Source organism: Actinomycetospora chlora, assembly GCF_039542135.1.
GTDB classification, from domain to species: domain Bacteria; phylum Actinomycetota; class Actinomycetes; order Mycobacteriales; family Pseudonocardiaceae; genus Actinomycetospora; species Actinomycetospora chlora.
In genome coordinates this window covers 117,369-132,349 of the sequence record NZ_BAABHO010000011.1, presented here as the reverse complement: position 1 = coordinate 132,349, position 14,981 = coordinate 117,369, and the positions used below count along the sequence as shown (strand labels likewise).

Below are 14,981 nucleotides of genomic sequence, written 5' to 3'. Positions count from 1 at the left end.
CCGCGCCCGCCGCCGACGCCGGGCGCGCGGGCGTCGCCGTCCGGCTGCGCGCGGCGGCCGACCGCGACCGCCGGGAGCGCAGGCTCGTCCCGTCGCCCCTGGTCCGCGCCCTGCACGACGCCGACGGGCCCGGCGAGCCGGGGGACGGGGCCGCCGCGGCGGAGGGCGCCTCGCTCGACCTCGACGCGGCCGTCGCCCTGGCCCGGCGCGCCCGCGGCGCGCGGGGCCGGCCCCGCAGCGGCTGGGACTCGCTCACGCCGACCGAGCGCGACGTCGTCACGCTCGCCGCGCGCGGTCTGCGCAACCAGGCCATCGCCGACCAGCTGCTCATCGGTACCGGCACGGTGCGCACCCACCTGCGCCGGATCTTCACGAAGCTGGACCTGACGTCGCGTACCGAGCTCGCCGCGGAGGCCACCCGTCGGGGACTCTGATCCCGGACTGGTACGACCGCGTACCGCGCGCTACCGTGGTACGCGTGAGTACCGAGCATCTCGATGTGGTCGTCGTCGGTGCGGGCCTGTCGGGGATCGGCACGGCGTGCCACCTCGAGCGGGACCTGCCGGGCACCCGCTACGCCGTGCTCGAGGCCCGCGAGGACCTCGGCGGCACCTGGAGCCTGTTCCGCTACCCGGGCATCCGCTCGGACTCCGACATGCACACCCTGGGCTACCGCTTCCGGCCGTGGAGCAGCGCGACCGCGCTGGCGGACGGGCCGTCGATCCTGGAGTACGTGCGCGAGACCGCGCAGGAGTACGGGGTCGAGGAGAAGGTCCGGTACGGGCACCGACTGACCCGCGCGTCCTGGGACTCCGACGCCCAGCGCTGGACGCTCGAGATCCCCGGCCAGGCCCCGCTGACCTGCTCGTTCCTGCTCATGTGCTCGGGCTACTACCGCTACGACCACGGCTACACGCCCGACCTGCCGGGCATCGAGCGCTTCGGCGGCCGGGTCGTGCACCCCCAGCTGTGGGACACCGAGCTCGACTACGCCGGCAAGCGCGTCGTCGTCATCGGCAGCGGCGCGACGGCGGTCACGCTGGTGCCCGCCATGCTGGACGGGGCCGACGCCGCCGCCCACGTCACCCAGCTGCAGCGCTCGCCGAGCTACGTCCTGTCGATCGGGCGCACCGACCCCGTGGCCGCGACGCTCTCGCGCTGGCTGCCGCGCGCGGTCGCCGACCCGATCACCCGGGCCAAGAACATCGCCCAGATCATCACGCTCTACCAGGTCAGCCAGCGGTTCCCGCGCTTCGTGCGCGGGCTGCTGCGCAAGGCCACGCAGGCGGCGCTGCCCGACGGCTACGACGTCGACACCCACTTCAACCCGCGGTACGACCCGTGGGACCAGCGGATGTGCATGGTCCCCGACGGTGACCTGTTCCGCGCCATCCGCTCGGGCCGCGCCGAGATCGTCACCGACACCATCGCGACGTTCACCGGGACCGGCATCCGCCTGACCTCGGGCCGCGAGCTCGACGCGGACATCGTCGTCACCGCCACCGGCCTGACGCTGCAGATGTTCGGCGGCGCGGAGCTGGTGGTCGACGGCGAGCCCGTGCACCTGCCCGACACCATGGCCTACAAGGGCATGATGCTCTCCGGCGTGCCGAACCTCGTCTACATGATCGGCTACACCAACGCCTCCTGGACGCTGAAGGTCGACCTGGTCGCCGAGTACGTGGTGCGCCTGCTGCGCCACATGCGCGACCGCGGCCTCGGCGTCGCGGTGCCCGAGCGTGACCCGGAGGTCGAGGAGGCGCCCTTCCTCGACTTCGGCGCCGGCTACGTCCAGCGCTCGATCGACGAGCTGCCCAAGCAGGGCACGCGCGCCCCGTGGCGGCTGGCGATGAACTACGCCATCGACGCGGTGTCGCTGCGCCGCAGCCGGGTCGACGACGAGGCGATGCGGTTCGTGCCGGCGCAGGCCCGCCGTGCGCCCGAGGCCGAGCGCGCCGCCGGGTGAGCACCGTCGGGGTCGTCGCGCCCGGGGCCATGGGCACGGCCCTGGCCGGCTGCCTCGCGGCCGGCGGCCACCGGGTGCTCACGAGCCTCGCCGGCCGGTCCGGGGCGACCGCCCGCCGGGCACGTGACGTGCTCGCCGACGCCGGCACGCTCACCGACCTCGTCGCGGCCGTGGAGGTGCTGCTGCTCGTGGTGCCGCCGGGGGAGGCCCGGGCCGCGGGCCGCGACGTCGCCGCCGCCTGCGACGCCGCCGGGGCGCGGCCCCTGGTGGTGGAGCTCGACGCCGTCGCCCCGACCACCGTCGCCGCGATCGCGGCGGACCTGCCCGCCGACCTCGTCGACGGCGCGATCTCGGGCCCGCCGCCGCGCCCCGACGCGCAGGCGCCCACCCGCGTCTTCCTGGCCGGACCCCGCGCGGGCGAGGTCGCGGCGCTCACCGCCCCGGGCGTGCGGTGGATCGTCCTCGACGGGCCCGTGGGCGCGGCCAGCGCGGCGAAGATGTGCACCGCCTCGGTGCGCAAGGGCCACCAGGCGCTGCTGGCGCAGGCGCTCGTCACCGCCGCGGCGCACGGCGTGCTGGACACCGTGCTGGACGACGTCCGGCTCGACTTCCCCGACGCCGGGGTGCCGACCGCGGCCGTCGCGGCCACCAAGGCCTGGCGCTTCGTCGACGAGATGACCGAGATCGCCGCCACCCAGGCCGGCGCCGGCCTGACGCCCGACCTCGGGGAGGCGCTGGCCACGGTGTACCGGGCCCTCGCGACGAGCGAATGGGGCGCCCGGCGCCCCGACGAGGTGCCCGCCGACCTCGCCGACCCGTCGGGTCTGCGGCCCGGCACGGACGGGTAACCCGTTCCAGGGGGTCACCCGCTGTGGTCGTTGGCGCCCGGAGCAACCGGGGCACGCCCGCTGCGGCGCTCCGGACCATCGTTGTGGGCTGTTCGCCCGGGTCGGGACGGCCGTCCGGCGTGTGCAGCCCCTCCGACGGCGCAGCCGCGGAATCTTTCGGAGCCACTTTCCCGGCCGCCTGCGCCGATCTTCGTCCCGGCCGAACGGCGCACGCCGGCGCACCACCCGGCCTCTCCACCTGCGTCGTCCGGACTCGTACGACAGCGGCCGTGACTGCGCTTCGTGAGGTCGCGCACGACCGATCGGGTCGGTGACCAGGACGTGGTCGTTGACGGTGCGGACGACGTTCACGCCGCGTGTACGGTTCCGCGCGGTTCGTCATCCCGATGCCCCAGAGGACGGAGGAGCGCGGCAATGGCCCGTGTCCTGGACTACCTCCCCCGGGGGCAGCTGGTCGACGACGCGTCGTGGCTGCGGCGTCACCACTTCCTCGTGGCCGTGCTCGCCTCGCTCGCGCCGATCCTGCTCGTCTTCGGGCTGCTCGTGGGCAACACCGTCACGGTGTCGGTGGTGGTGGCGCTCGTCCCGCTGCTGACCGCGGCGGGCGGCTGGTTCATCCCCGGGCGCCTGCCCGGCGAGCTGTTCGTCTCCGCCGGCCTGTCGATGTCCTCGGCCGGGCTGGTGATCCTCTCCGGCGGCTACATCGAGGCGCACTTCTCGTTCTTCGTGATCATCGGCTTCCTCATGCTCTACCAGAGCTGGGTGCCGTTCGCGGTCAACATCGTCTTCACGACGCTCTCGCACGGCATCGGCACGCTGCTGCTGCCGACACTGTTCTTCAACCACCACGCCGCGCAGCACGACCCGTGGCTGTGGTCGGGCATCCACGGCTTCGCCGTCCTGCTGGCCTGTCTCGGCGTCGCGATCTTCGTGAAGATCACCGAGGACGAGCAGCGCCGGCGCATCGCGCTGACCCAGGAGCTGCACGACGCCAAGGTCCGCCAGCAGGAGTTCACCTCGGAACTGCTGCTGAACCTCGCCCGGCGCAACCAGAGCATGTTCCACCGGCAGCTCGACATCATCAACGACCTCGAGGAGCGCGAGCGCGACCCCGACGCGCTCTCCGACCTCTTCCGGCTCGACCACCTCGCCACCCGCGTGCGCCGCAACGCCGAGAGCCTGCTGGTGCTCTCCGGCGAGCAGCCCGCCCGGACGTGGTCCGAGCCGGTGGCGCTGCGCGACGTCGTGCGCGCCGGGGTGGCCGAGACCGAGGATCTCGACCGCGTCACCCTCGTCGTCGACGAGCGCCCCCGCGTGGTCGGCAGCAGCGTCGCCGACCTGACGCACATGGTCGCCGAGCTCGTCGAGAACGCGGCCCGCTACTCGCCGCCCGCTGCGCCGGTCGTCATCCAGACCCGGCCCTACCACCGCGAGCCCGGCGCCCACCTGCTGATCATCGAGGACACCGGCATCGGGATGCCGCCGCCGGAGCTCGCCGCGGCCAACGAGCTGCTGGCCGACCCGCAGGAGGTCGACGTCTCCGCCGCGGCGCGGCGGCTCGGCTTCCACGTGGTGTCGCGCCTCGCCGAGCGGCACGGGATCCGGGTGACGCTCTCCCCGACGCCCGGCTGCGGCGTGACGGCCGTGCTGCTGCTCCCGCCCGCGATCTTCGCCGAGTCGGCCTCGACCGTGCCGGCCGTGGGCGGGCGCGGGATCGAGCGGGTGCCCGCGTCGGCGGTGCCGGCCCCACGGCGCGGCCCGGCCGAGCAGGCGGGGACGAACGGGAACGGGAACGGGGCGTCCGCGCCGGTCAGCGGCCCGATCGTCCTGAACGGGCGCCACTCCTGGCCGGGCAGCACGCCGGCGGAGGCCGACGGCGTCGACGGGGTCGAGCACCAGACCGACGGCCAGGCCGGCGCCCGGCGCCCGGCCCACGCGGCGCCGGGGGAGGAGCCGGAGCCGGTCGAGGCCGTCGCGGCCGGGCCGGGCCAGGGCACCGAGGGGGCCGGGGAGGCCGAGGCCGCCGGGGCCGACGTCCCCGACGGTCACGACACCGTCGAGGACCTGTTCGCGCCGGGCAGCGGGTCGCCCGCGCCGCGCCGCGGGCTCATCCACCCGATCGTCGTGCCGCCGCCCGGCTCCGACGAGCCGTCGCCCGGGGCCCCCGAGCCCCGCCGGTCCACCGAGGACGCCCCCGCCGTCGTCGGCCCGAACGGCCTGGTGCTCGCCCGCCGCCGACCCCAGACGCACCTCGCGCCCGAGCTGATCCGGCAGTACCCGAACGTCCCCGCCGCCACCGCGCCGACCCCGTTGCGCGCCCCCGTCACCGACACGCCCGGCCGTCACGACCCCACCCCACCGGCGACGCCGCCCGGCGACCAGGGGGCGATGAGCGCCCTGTCCGCCTACCAGGCCAGCCGGGCCGCGGCCCGCACCGTGATCGACGCGGCCGCCTCCGATGACGGCCACCACACCGGGAGGCACACGTGAGCGCACCGACCGACAGCGGACTCGACTGGCTGCTCTCGGACTTCGCCGCCGGCACCCCCGGCGTGCGGCACGTCCTCGTCGTCTCCGCCGACGGGCTGCGCCTCGCGGTCAGCGACGGCGTCGACCCCTACCTGGCCGACCAGCTCTGCGCCGCGGTCTCCGGGCTGGTGAGCCTCGCCCGCGGCACGGCGACGCTGCTGGAGACCGAGCCGGTCAACCAGACGATCGTCGAGATGGCCGGCGGCTACCTCTTCGCGACGTCGATCAGCCTCGGCTCCACCCTCGCCGTCGTCACCGACCGGACCGCCGACATGGGGCTCGTCGGCTACGAGATGACCATGCTCGCGTCCCGGGTCGGGCACGCACTCACCCCGGGCGTCCACGGTGGACGCCCGGGGGCCCCGACCGCGCCGTGACCGTGGACCGACGCCAGCGCCCGCAGACCGACGGCGGGAGGGTGGTCCCCAACTACGCGTTCACCGCGGGACGGACCCGCTCGATCACCGGCGCCGACATGCCCATCGAGGCCCTGGTGACGGCGACCGAGCTCGGTCTGGCCAAGGCCGCGGTCCTGCCGCCCGAGGCCCGGGCCATCGTGGAGGCGAGCACGGTCCCGCAGTCGCTCGCCGAGATCGGCGCCCTGCTCGGGGTGCCCGTCGGTGTCGCGCGCGTGCTCGTCAGCGACCTCGCCGCCGAGGACCACCTCGCGGTGCACCTGCCCCTCGTCGGGACCGACGGACGCCCCCGACGCGAACTCCTGGAGAGGCTGCTCGATGGACTCCGTGCACGCTGACCGGGCCGGCGGCGGCGCGTCCGCGACCCGGGTCGCCCCGGGTGGACGGCGGGACCTGCTCCCGCTGAAGATCCTCGTCGCGGGCGGTTTCGGCGTCGGCAAGACGACCCTCGTCGGGGCGCTGTCGGAGATCCCGCCGCTGTCCACCGAGCAGCGGATGACCAGCCTGTCCGAGGGCGTCGACGACGTCAGCATCGTGCCGGAGAAGACGACGACGACCGTGGCCATGGACTTCGGCCGCGTCACCGTCGACGACTCGCTCGTCCTCTACCTGTTCGGCACGCCCGGCCAGTCGCGGTTCTGGTTCATGTGGGACGAGCTGGCCAAGGGGGCCGTCGGCGCCGTCGTGCTCGTCGACCTGCGCCGCATCGACGACTGCTTCGCCGCCATCGACTACTTCGAGAACCGGGGCGTGCCGTTCGTCGTCGCCCTCAACGGGTTCCCGGGCACCGAGGGCGTCGACGACGGCGCCGTCCGCGAGGCCCTGGCCGTGCCGCCGGGCTGCCCGCTGGTCCACGTCGACGCCCGCGACGACGCCTCCTGCACCCGGGCGCTGATCGTGCTCGTGGAGCACGCGCTCGCGCGCAGCGCCTGACCTCACCGCCCGAGCACCTCACCGCAGCGCGGTCGCGGGCCGGACCTCCCACAGGGTCCACAGTGGGCGGTAGCCGTGGCGGGGCCAGAACACCGACGACAGCGGGTTCGGCGGGTTGTAGTAGAGGTAGGTGCCGCGGGCGCCGGGCGGTTCCAGCGTGGGCAGGGCGGTCGTGGCCAGCGCGTGCCCGACGCCGCGGCCTCGGCGGCCCGGCGCCACCGAGGCGCAGTTGACGTAGCCCCACCGCCCCGCCGGCAGCAGGCCCGCCAGCCACGTGCCCGGCGTGGCGTCGGTGACGCCGCACTCGAGCAGGCCCACGACGCGGGTGTCGCGCTCGGCCAGGAACACCGGCTCGTCGCGGGCGAAGCGCTCGCGCAGCGCGGTCCGCTTGACGGCCTCGGCGTCGGGGCGCAGGACGCTGCCGCCGACCGAGCTGGAGTACGCGATCTCGTCCATGGCGAGCCCGACGCACACCTCGAGGTCGTCGTCGCGGGCGCGGCGGACGGTGATCGCGGGGTCGGGCGGCGGGCCCGGGGCGGACGGGCCGGGGCCGCGCACCGCCAGCACCGCGAGCGGCACCAGGCCGTGGTCGAGGAAGGCGCGGGCGGCCACGACGTCGCGGCTGGGCCAAGTGACCACGGCCGCCGAGTCGGACGCGGCGCGGACGTGGCCCGGGATGCGGCGGCGCCACTCCGCCACCAGCGCGTCCGCGCCGGCGCGGCCCGCGGCGCCGAGCACGGGGTGGAGCTCGGTCACCTCGGCCGCCGACCACAGCAGCGGCGCGCTGCCCGCGGGCCAGCTGTGGTGGGTGAGGACGCCGGCGGCCTCACCGGCCCCGTCGTCGGGCACCACGATCACCTCGCCCGGCGGCGGCGGGACCGCGGGCGGGAGGCCGGGGTCGACCTCGGCGAAGCGCGCGTGCTGGGCCCGGAGGAGGTCCGCGAGCACCACCTCGGGCGCCCGGCCCGACGGCGTCGCGCGGGGGCGGCCGATCACGCCGGCCCCGGGGGCTTCCGGCAGCAGAAGATCGCGGTCCCGGGGAACAGCGCGCCGCGCAGCGGCGACCACTGTCCCCAGACCTCGTCGAGGTCGTCGGGCCAGTCCGGTTCGACCAGCCGCTCCAGCACGAGCCCGGCGCCGACGACGTCGGCCACGCGGTCGCCGAGGGTGCGGTGGTGCTCGACGTAGACCGCGCGCCCGGTCTCGTCGACCTCGGCGTAGGGGGTGCGGTCGAAGTACGACTGCGACACGGTCAGCCCGTCCGGGCCCGGGTCGTCGGGGAACATCCAGCGCATGGGGTGGTTCACCGCGAACACCCACGGGGCGCCCGGGCGCAGCACCCGCGCGACCTCCCGCAGCACCGCGCCGGCGTCGGCGACGAACGGGATCGCGCCGAAGGCGGAGAAGGCCGCGTCGACCGACGCGTCGCGCAGCGGCACCGCCCCGGCGTCGGCCTGGACGAGGGGGACCGCCGTGCCGGTGCGGGCGTCGGCCGCGCGCGCCTCGCGGAGCATGCCGGCCGAGAGGTCGAGACCCACGACCCGTGCGCCGGTCCGGGCGAGCCAGCGGCTGCAGGACGCGGCGCCGCAGCCGATCTCGAGCACCCGGGCGCCGCGCAGGGCGGCGGGGTCGCCGAGCAGGTGCGCGTCGGCCTCGCGGAGGCGCTCGGGGCACCACACGAAGTCGTCGTCACCGAGGAACGCGCCGTGCTCGGCCTGGTAGTCCGCGGCGTCGGCGTCCCACCACGCGCGGCTGGCCGCGCTCGACTCCTCCGCGCCCACCGCGCGGCGGGCGATCCCGGCCGCGCCGAGGGCCAGCTCCGCCGACGCGCCCGACGTCCCCGGCGCGGGGGCGGGCGGCGGTGGCGACGGCACCGGGGCATCCTGACACGCACGGGCGTGGGGTCGTCCGGCCTGCCGACGCCCCTGCGCACGGGGCGCCGGGGGTGGTCACCGGGTGATCGCGACACGCCGACGCCGAGCTGCGCGACACGCCGGACGCGCCCGTGGGGGCCCCGATTGCCGGGCCGCGTCGGACGCGGTTACGATGAAGGTCCACGTCAGTGGTCTCGCTCTGTCCGCGCGTACCCGTTCAGGCAGCGGTGAGCGGCGGAACTCGTCTCCGGTCGGCGTTCGTCGGGCTCGCCGTGCGCGCGTCAGGTCGACGGCTCACTCCCGTGGAGTCCCTGCACGCTCGATCTGACCATGTTCCCGGAGCCGTCCACCGTATGTCCATCGACACCCACACCGCCCCGACGTCGACCAGCCCCCAGGTTGCGATCAACGACATCGGGTCGGAAGAGGACTTCCTCGCCGCCATCGACCAGACGATCAAGTACTTCAACGATGGCGACATCGTCGAAGGCACCATCGTCAAGGTCGACCGGGACGAGGTCCTCCTCGACATCGGCTACAAGACCGAGGGGGTCATCCCCTCGCGCGAGCTGTCCATCAAGCACGATGTCGATCCCAACGAGGTCGTCGCCGTCGGCGACGAGGTCGAAGCCCTCGTCCTCCAGAAGGAGGACAAGGAGGGTCGGCTGATCCTGTCCAAGAAGCGCGCGCAGTACGAGCGCGCCTGGGGCACGATCGAGCAGCTCAAGGACAACGACGAGCCCGTCAAGGGCACCGTCATCGAGGTCGTCAAGGGCGGCCTCATCCTCGACATCGGCCTGCGCGGCTTCCTCCCGGCCTCGCTGGTCGAGATGCGCCGCGTCCGCGACCTCCAGCCCTACGTGGGCAAGGAGATCGAGGCCAAGATCATCGAGCTGGACAAGAATCGCAACAACGTCGTCCTCTCCCGCCGCGCGTGGCTGGAGCAGACCCAGTCGGCGGTGCGCAGCGAGTTCCTCAACCAGCTCGCCAAGGGCCAGATCCGGTCCGGCCAGGTCTCGTCGATCGTCAACTTCGGTGCGTTCGTCGACCTCGGCGGTGTCGACGGTCTGGTCCACGTCTCCGAGCTGTCCTGGAAGCACATCGACCACCCGTCGGAGGTCGTCGAGGTGGGCCAGGAGGTCAAGGTCGAGGTCCTCGACGTCGACCTCGACCGCGAGCGGGTCTCCCTGTCGCTCAAGGCGACGCAGGAGGACCCCTGGCGTCAGTTCGCCCGCACCCACCAGATCGGCCAGATCGTGCCCGGCAAGGTCACGAAGCTCGTGCCGTTCGGTGCGTTCGTGCGCGTCGACGAGGGCATCGAGGGCCTGGTCCACATCTCCGAGCTGGCCGAGCGCCACGTGGAGGTGCCGGAGCAGGTCGTCCAGGTCGGCAACGACGTCATGGTCAAGGTCATCGACATCGACCTCGACCGTCGCCGTATCTCGCTCTCGCTCAAGCAGGCCAACGAGGGCATGACGCCGGAGACCGAGTTCGACCCGGCTCTGTACGGCATGGCGGCCGAGTACGACGACGCCGGCAACTACATCTACCCCGAGGGCTTCGACCCGGACACCGGCGAGTGGCGCGAGGGGTACGAGTCGCAGCGCGAGGAGTGGGAGCGCCAGTACCAGGCGGCCTACGCGCGCTACGAGCAGCACATCGCCCAGCTGCAGCGCACCCAGGAGCAGGAGGCGGAGGCCGCCGAGGCGGCGCCGGCCAACTACTCCTCGGGTGGTCCCGCGGACAGCGGTGGCGACGCGGACGACGAGGACCCGGGCCAGGGTCCGCCGTCCCAGAGCGGCGGTGGCGCCCTCGCCAGCGACGCCCAGCTCGCGGCGCTCCGCGAGAAGCTCTCCGGCGGCTGATCAGCCCGTAGCGAGCTCGGTCGACGGGCCCTCATCCCTCACGGGGTGGGGGCCCGCCGTCGTTCCCGGGCCCGCACGATCCGCAGCGAACGGGCGGTTCGCTGCTTCTAGGCGCGCGAACTCCCCGTTGATCACCCGGGTCGAGCGCGGCGTCGAGCCCCACCACGCAGCGAACGGGCGGTTCGCTGCTTCTAGGCGCGCGAAGTCCCCCGTTGATCACGCGGTTCGAGCGCGCGACCACCGCCCCGCGAACGGACGCGTCGGCGGGACCGGTCAGCCCAGTGCGGCGGGCGCGGCGGTCCAGGTGGGCCGGAGGTGGCGCGGGCCGGCGAGGAAGCGCTCCACGAACCCGCGCCGGGCGAGGTGCGGCACCTCGAGCGCGGCGGCGACGGCGGGGAAGGCGCGGCACGAGACCAGGCCGGGGGCTCCGAGGCGGTGGCGGCCTGCGGGGCGGCGCGGACGGAACACGCGGTGGCTCCTCGTCGACGACGGTGGGACGGGACGTGTGGTGCGGATGAGGCGCCAGACTAGCGACGTGACGTACGGGACACGAGAGGCGCGCCGCGGCGACCTCGACACCGGGTCGAGTGACGCGTCGGAGCCCGGGGCACACTGCGGGCGTGCTGAGGCTGGGGCTGACCGGAGGGATCGGGGCGGGCAAGTCAACGGTGGCGTCGACGTTGACCGAGCTCGGGGCGGTGGTGATCGACGCCGACCGCATCGCGCGCGAGGTCGTCGAGCCGGGCACGGAGGGCCTGGCCGCGGTGGTCGACGCGTTCGGTGAGGACGTGCTGGACGCGGACGGCGCGCTCGACCGCCCGGCCCTCGGCCGCGTCGTCTTCGCCGACGACGCGAAGCGCCAGCAGCTCAACGGGATCCTGCACCCGCGGATCGGCGCCCGGACCGCCGAGATGGTCGCGGACGCCGACGACGACGCGGTGGTCGTCCACGACGTGCCCCTGCTCGTCGAGAACGGGATGGGCGCGGCGTTCGCGCTGGTCGTCGTCGTGGACGCGCCCGTGGACGTCCGGGTCCGGCGCCTGGTCGAGACCCGCGGCATGACCGCCGAGGACGCCCGCGCCCGCATGGCCGCGCAGGCCGACGACGACGCCCGGCGGGCCGCCGCCGACGTGTGGCTCGAGAACGCGGGCGCGGCCGGGGCGCTGCGCGAGCAGGTCGAGCGGCTGTGGCACGAGCGCCTGGTGCCCTTCGCGGAGAACGTGCGGCGCGGCACGGTGGTGCCCGCGCCGACCGATGTCGTGGAGCCCGCCGACGACCGCGAGGTCGTCGGCCGCCGTCTCGCCGCCCGCCTGGCCGTCAACGGCGGCGAGCGGATCCGCCGCGTCGAGCACGTCGGGCCCGGAGCGGTCCCCGGCCTGCCCGCGCCCGCCGTCGTCGACCTCCTCGTCGAGGCCGACCGGCCCGGCGAGGAGCTCGCCGCCGCCTTCGCCGCCGCGGGTTTCCCCGCCGACGGCCCGGGACGGCACGGCTCCGCCGACCCCGCGCGCCCCGCGCGGGTGCTGGTGCTCGACGGCCGGAACCGGCGCCAGGCGAAGCGGGCCCGCGCGATCGTCGAGGCCCGGGACGGGGTCGACCCGTCGCGCGTCGTGTCGGCGCCGGCGGACGTCCGGGCCGAGGTCGCCCTCTTCTGATCACGTCCCGCGCGTGCGCAGCTCCAGGCTGATCTGCTCGGCGTCGAGGTTCTCCAGGGCGTCGGTCAGCGCCGCCGACGTGAACCGGCCCTCGTCCCGGGCGTCGAGCAGTGCGGCGCGCTGGGCCTCGATCATCTCGAGCCGCACGCGGACGCGGTTGCCCGTCATCGCGGCGGCGTCCGCGTCGCGGGTGGCGAGGCGCTCGCGGAAGCGGGCGACGTCCGGGTCGTCGGGGTAGCGGTCGAGCACGGCGAGGTCGGCCTCGGTGAGGCGGTCCTGCAGGGCCTCCCGTTCCGCGGCGGTCGGCACCTCGGCCGGGGCGGGCCGGATCCACCGCACCAGCGGGGCGAGCGTGCCGCCCTGCAGCAGCAGCGAGCCGGCGGCGACGGCGAACGCGACGAACACGAGCAGCGAGCGGTCCGGGGTCGTCTCCGGCAGGGTCTGCGCGGCCGCGACCGTCACGGCCCCGCGCATCCCCGCCCAGACGATCACCGTGCCCTCCCGCGGCCCGAGCGGGGCGTTGCGGAAGTAGTCGATGTCGGCGATCTTGTAGCGGAGCCGGTCACGGAACTGCCGGATGCGCCGGGGCGTCGTCAGCGCCACCTCGCGCCCGCGGATGGCGACGGGCTCACCGGCCTCGAGGTGGGCGCTCATCTCCTGCAGCTCCGGCTGGAGGCGCTCGCCGCGCCGGGCGGACGCGGCCAGCGCGGCGATCAGCGGCGCGACGTAGAGCGCCCGGACCACGAGCGTCACCACCAGCGCCACGGCCGCGACGAGGAGCCCCGCGCCCACCGCGCCGCCGTCGCGGTCGAGGTCCGCCAGCACCGCCGTGAGCTCCAGGCCCATCAGCAGGAAGATCGTGCCCTCGAGGACCAGCTCGACCGTGCGCCAGTTCTGCGTGTCCGAGAGCCGGTGCCGGGCGGTGAGCAGCCGGGGCGCCCCGTTCCCGGTGACGAGGCCGGCGGCGACGGCGGCGACGAGGCCCGACGCGCCGAGCTCCTCGGCCGGCAGCGACGCGACGAACGGCGTCGCGAACGACAGCAGGGTGTTGACGGTGGGGTCGGAGACCCGGTGGCGGACCCAGAGGCCGAGCCACCCGACGGCGGCGCCGAGGACGACGGCGACGACCACCGCGAGCGCGAACCGCCCGACGACGCCGCCGATCGACACCGACGCGGCGCTCGCGACGATCGCCGCCCGCAGCAGGACGAGCGCGGTGGCGTCGTTGAGCAGGCCCTCGCCCTCGAGGACGGTGACGACCCGCGACGTGACGCCCACCCGCCGCGCGATCGCGGTCGCGGCGGCGTCGGTGGGGCTGAGGATCGCCCCGAGCGCGATCCCGCCGGCCAGGCCCAGCCCGGGCACGAGCAGGGTCAGCAGCAGCCCGACCACGACGGCCGAGACCACGACGAGCACGACCGACAGCCCGCTCACCGCCCCGAAGGCGCGGCGGAAGTCCACCGCGGGCATCGCCACCGCCGAGGAGAACAGCAGCGGGGGGAGGATCCCGGCGAGCACCCACTCGGGATCGACCTCGACCGCCGGCACGCCGGGCAGCAGGGAGACCCCGACGCCCAGCAGCACCAGCAGCAGCGGCGCCGCGACGCCGAGGCGGTCCGCCAGCACCCGCACCGCCGCGAAGGCCACGAGGGCCGTGGCCACGAGGACGATCACGACCAGGCTGTCCACGCCCCGCCTCCCGTCACCCGCGACCTCCGCGAGCCGGTCCGACCGTAGGTCAGGACCCCGTCAGCGCGCCGACGCCCAGCGCGCGGGTCCAGGTGTCGAGGTCGTGCCGGGCGTCGACGAGCTCGCCCAGTACCCGGTGCACGGTGCTCATCGCCTCGTCGGCGTCGGCGCCCGAGAGCACCCCGCCGGCGACCGCGGCCGCGAAGTCCGCGTCGTGCGCGACCCGCGCCGGCCGCCCGGGGACGAGCTCGAGACCGAGCAGCAGGTCGGTGCAGCGCCACTGCGCCCCGTCGACGGCGATCCGCACCGCGCCGATCTCGGTGGTGCCCGGGTCGTCCTCCCGCAGCCGGCGGCGGCGCAGGCGCAGCCCGTGGTCGGGCACGTACCAGCACGTCTCGCCGACGACGAACGGGTCGTCGGGGCTCAGGGCGGTGGTCCGCAGCCACCCGTCGGCGACGTGGCAGCGGTCGAGGCCCTGTTCCGGGGCCTGGTCCGCGGGCAGGGGGAGGGTGCGGATCGCGGTGCGGGTGTCCACGACCTCGACCAGCTGGCGGGAGACGACCGGGCTCACGGCGCAGGACCCTAGGCCACCCGTCGGAGGGACCCGAGGGCGACCCCTACCCGAACCACATCGATGTCATTCGTCCCCGTGACGACGTTCATCCCCACGTGAGGGTGACGTCGCGGGTCGCCAGCCATCGCTCCAGGTCATGGCCGTGCTCGGCGAGCCCGGCGAGGGTGCGGTGGCTCGTCGTGAGGGCCCGCGCCGCCCGGTCGGTGTCGAGCAGCCCGGCCGCGACGGCCTCGGCGAGCTCGTCGAGGTCGAGGACCTCGGTCCGCTCGCCGGTGTGGACGACGAGGTCGACGTAGTGGTCCTCGGTGCGCCAGACGGCGCCGTCCCGGGCGATGTCGACGACGTCGAGGTAGTGGTCCTGGAGGCGCTCGTGGCCGGGCTTCCAGGAGAAGTCGGTGACGCGGATGCCCAGGCCGGGCAGCAGCCACGAGCGCAGGTGGGTCAGCGTCGGGTGATCGGGCATGGGCCGGCTCAGGTAGAGGCCGAACGGGGTCTCGCGGTAGACGTCGACGGCCCGGACGAAGCCCTTGGGGTCGGTGTTGGTGCCGCCCGCGACGTCGAAGGTCTCGATCTTCGGCGCGTGGATGCCCACGGCGCGGACCCTAGCGGCCCGCCCGACGTCGGACGGCGTTGTC

General features: G+C 75.1%; 15 protein-coding genes. 9 read left to right on the top strand and 6 right to left on the bottom strand.

The features are described from left to right. The 7 genes from ABD994_RS09480 to ABD994_RS09450 form a co-directional block, all read left to right on the top strand. The coding region (locus ABD994_RS09480) for a helix-turn-helix transcriptional regulator (protein ID WP_345413412.1) at nucleotides 1–434 on the top strand (434 nt) is incomplete at its 5' end. Nucleotides 435–478: 44 nt separating this feature from the next. Further along, nucleotides 479–1,966 carry a flavin-containing monooxygenase gene (locus ABD994_RS09475; protein WP_345413410.1) on the top strand — a complete coding sequence of 496 codons (1,488 nt, stop codon included), beginning with the start codon at nucleotides 479–481 and terminating at the stop codon, nucleotides 1,964–1,966. After that, nucleotides 1,963–2,814: an NAD(P)-dependent oxidoreductase gene (locus tag ABD994_RS09470; protein ID WP_345413408.1), complete on the top strand. Its 852-nt coding sequence runs from the start codon at nucleotides 1,963–1,965 to the stop codon at nucleotides 2,812–2,814. Before ABD994_RS09475 ends, ABD994_RS09470 begins: the two co-directional genes overlap by 4 nt. A gap of 414 nt (nucleotides 2,815–3,228) precedes the next feature. Next, nucleotides 3,229–5,304: an ATP-binding protein gene (locus tag ABD994_RS09465; protein WP_345413406.1), complete on the top strand. Its 2,076-nt coding sequence runs from the start codon at nucleotides 3,229–3,231 to the stop codon at nucleotides 5,302–5,304. After that, a complete protein-coding gene (locus ABD994_RS09460) occupies nucleotides 5,301–5,720 on the top strand; it encodes a roadblock/LC7 domain-containing protein (RefSeq protein ID WP_345413404.1) in 420 nt (139 codons plus the stop codon). The genes ABD994_RS09465 and ABD994_RS09460 overlap by 4 nt, the downstream gene beginning before the upstream one ends. Further along, nucleotides 5,717–6,097 (top strand): DUF742 domain-containing protein, encoded by a 381-nt coding sequence (locus ABD994_RS09455; protein WP_345413402.1) that lies wholly within the window; start codon nucleotides 5,717–5,719, stop codon nucleotides 6,095–6,097. The genes ABD994_RS09460 and ABD994_RS09455 overlap by 4 nt, the downstream gene beginning before the upstream one ends. After that, nucleotides 6,078–6,692: a GTP-binding protein gene (locus ABD994_RS09450; RefSeq protein WP_345413400.1), complete on the top strand. Its 615-nt coding sequence runs from the start codon at nucleotides 6,078–6,080 to the stop codon at nucleotides 6,690–6,692. Before ABD994_RS09455 ends, ABD994_RS09450 begins: the two co-directional genes overlap by 20 nt. A gap of 18 nt (nucleotides 6,693–6,710) precedes the next feature. On the opposite strand, the gene ABD994_RS09445 is transcribed toward ABD994_RS09450, so the two are convergent. Beyond that, nucleotides 6,711–7,688, bottom strand: a complete 978-nt coding sequence (locus tag ABD994_RS09445; RefSeq protein ID WP_345413398.1) for a GNAT family N-acetyltransferase — start codon at nucleotides 7,686–7,688, stop codon at nucleotides 6,711–6,713. Beyond that, nucleotides 7,685–8,566: a class I SAM-dependent methyltransferase gene (locus ABD994_RS09440; RefSeq protein WP_345413396.1), complete on the bottom strand. Its 882-nt coding sequence runs from the start codon at nucleotides 8,564–8,566 to the stop codon at nucleotides 7,685–7,687. The genes ABD994_RS09445 and ABD994_RS09440 overlap by 4 nt, the downstream gene beginning before the upstream one ends. Nucleotides 8,567–8,919: 353 nt before the next feature. Here ABD994_RS09440 and rpsA point away from each other — a divergent pair, with 353 nt between their 5' ends. Next, the gene (gene rpsA / locus ABD994_RS09435) at nucleotides 8,920–10,431 is read left to right on the top strand and encodes a 30S ribosomal protein S1 (RefSeq protein ID WP_345413393.1); all 1,512 of its coding nucleotides are present in this window, start codon (nucleotides 8,920–8,922) and stop codon (nucleotides 10,429–10,431) included. Nucleotides 10,432–10,704: 273 nt separating this feature from the next. On the opposite strand, the gene ABD994_RS09430 is transcribed toward rpsA, so the two are convergent. Beyond that, entirely contained in the window at nucleotides 10,705–10,899 is a 195-nt protein-coding gene (locus ABD994_RS09430; protein WP_345413391.1) for a hypothetical protein, read from the bottom strand. Between the two features lie 152 nt (nucleotides 10,900–11,051). On the opposite strand from ABD994_RS09430, the gene coaE reads away from it, so the two are divergent. Next, nucleotides 11,052–12,083 (top strand): dephospho-CoA kinase, encoded by a 1,032-nt coding sequence (coaE, locus tag ABD994_RS09425; RefSeq protein ID WP_345413389.1) that lies wholly within the window; start codon nucleotides 11,052–11,054, stop codon nucleotides 12,081–12,083. Here the strand turns inward: coaE and ABD994_RS09420 are convergent, their stop codons facing one another. From ABD994_RS09420 to ABD994_RS09410, 3 genes are all read right to left on the bottom strand, one after another. Then, on the bottom strand, nucleotides 12,084–13,772 hold the full coding sequence (locus ABD994_RS09420) for a cation:proton antiporter (RefSeq protein ID WP_345413386.1): 1,689 nt from the start codon (nucleotides 13,770–13,772) through the stop codon (nucleotides 12,084–12,086). 49 nt (nucleotides 13,773–13,821) lie between these two features. Continuing rightward, the gene (locus tag ABD994_RS09415; protein WP_345413383.1) at nucleotides 13,822–14,343 is read right to left on the bottom strand and encodes a hypothetical protein; all 522 of its coding nucleotides are present in this window, start codon (nucleotides 14,341–14,343) and stop codon (nucleotides 13,822–13,824) included. An 88-nt stretch (nucleotides 14,344–14,431) separates the two neighbouring features. Further along, nucleotides 14,432–14,938, bottom strand: coding sequence for a ribonuclease FAU-1 family protein (locus ABD994_RS09410; protein WP_345413380.1), 507 nt, complete (start codon nucleotides 14,936–14,938; stop codon nucleotides 14,432–14,434). Between the last annotated feature and the right edge of the window lie 43 nt (nucleotides 14,939–14,981).

Bases quoted from the DNA above. Each gene is read 5' to 3' on its own strand.
- ABD994_RS09465 (WP_345413406.1), top strand. From the start codon at position 3,229: ATGGCCCGTGTCCTGGACTACCTCCCCCGGGGGCAGCTGGTCGACGAC.
- ABD994_RS09450 (WP_345413400.1), top strand. From the start codon at position 6,078: ATGGACTCCGTGCACGCTGACCGGGCCGGCGGCGGCGCGTCCGCGACC.
- rpsA (WP_345413393.1), top strand. From the start codon at position 8,920: ATGTCCATCGACACCCACACCGCCCCGACGTCGACCAGCCCCCAGGTT.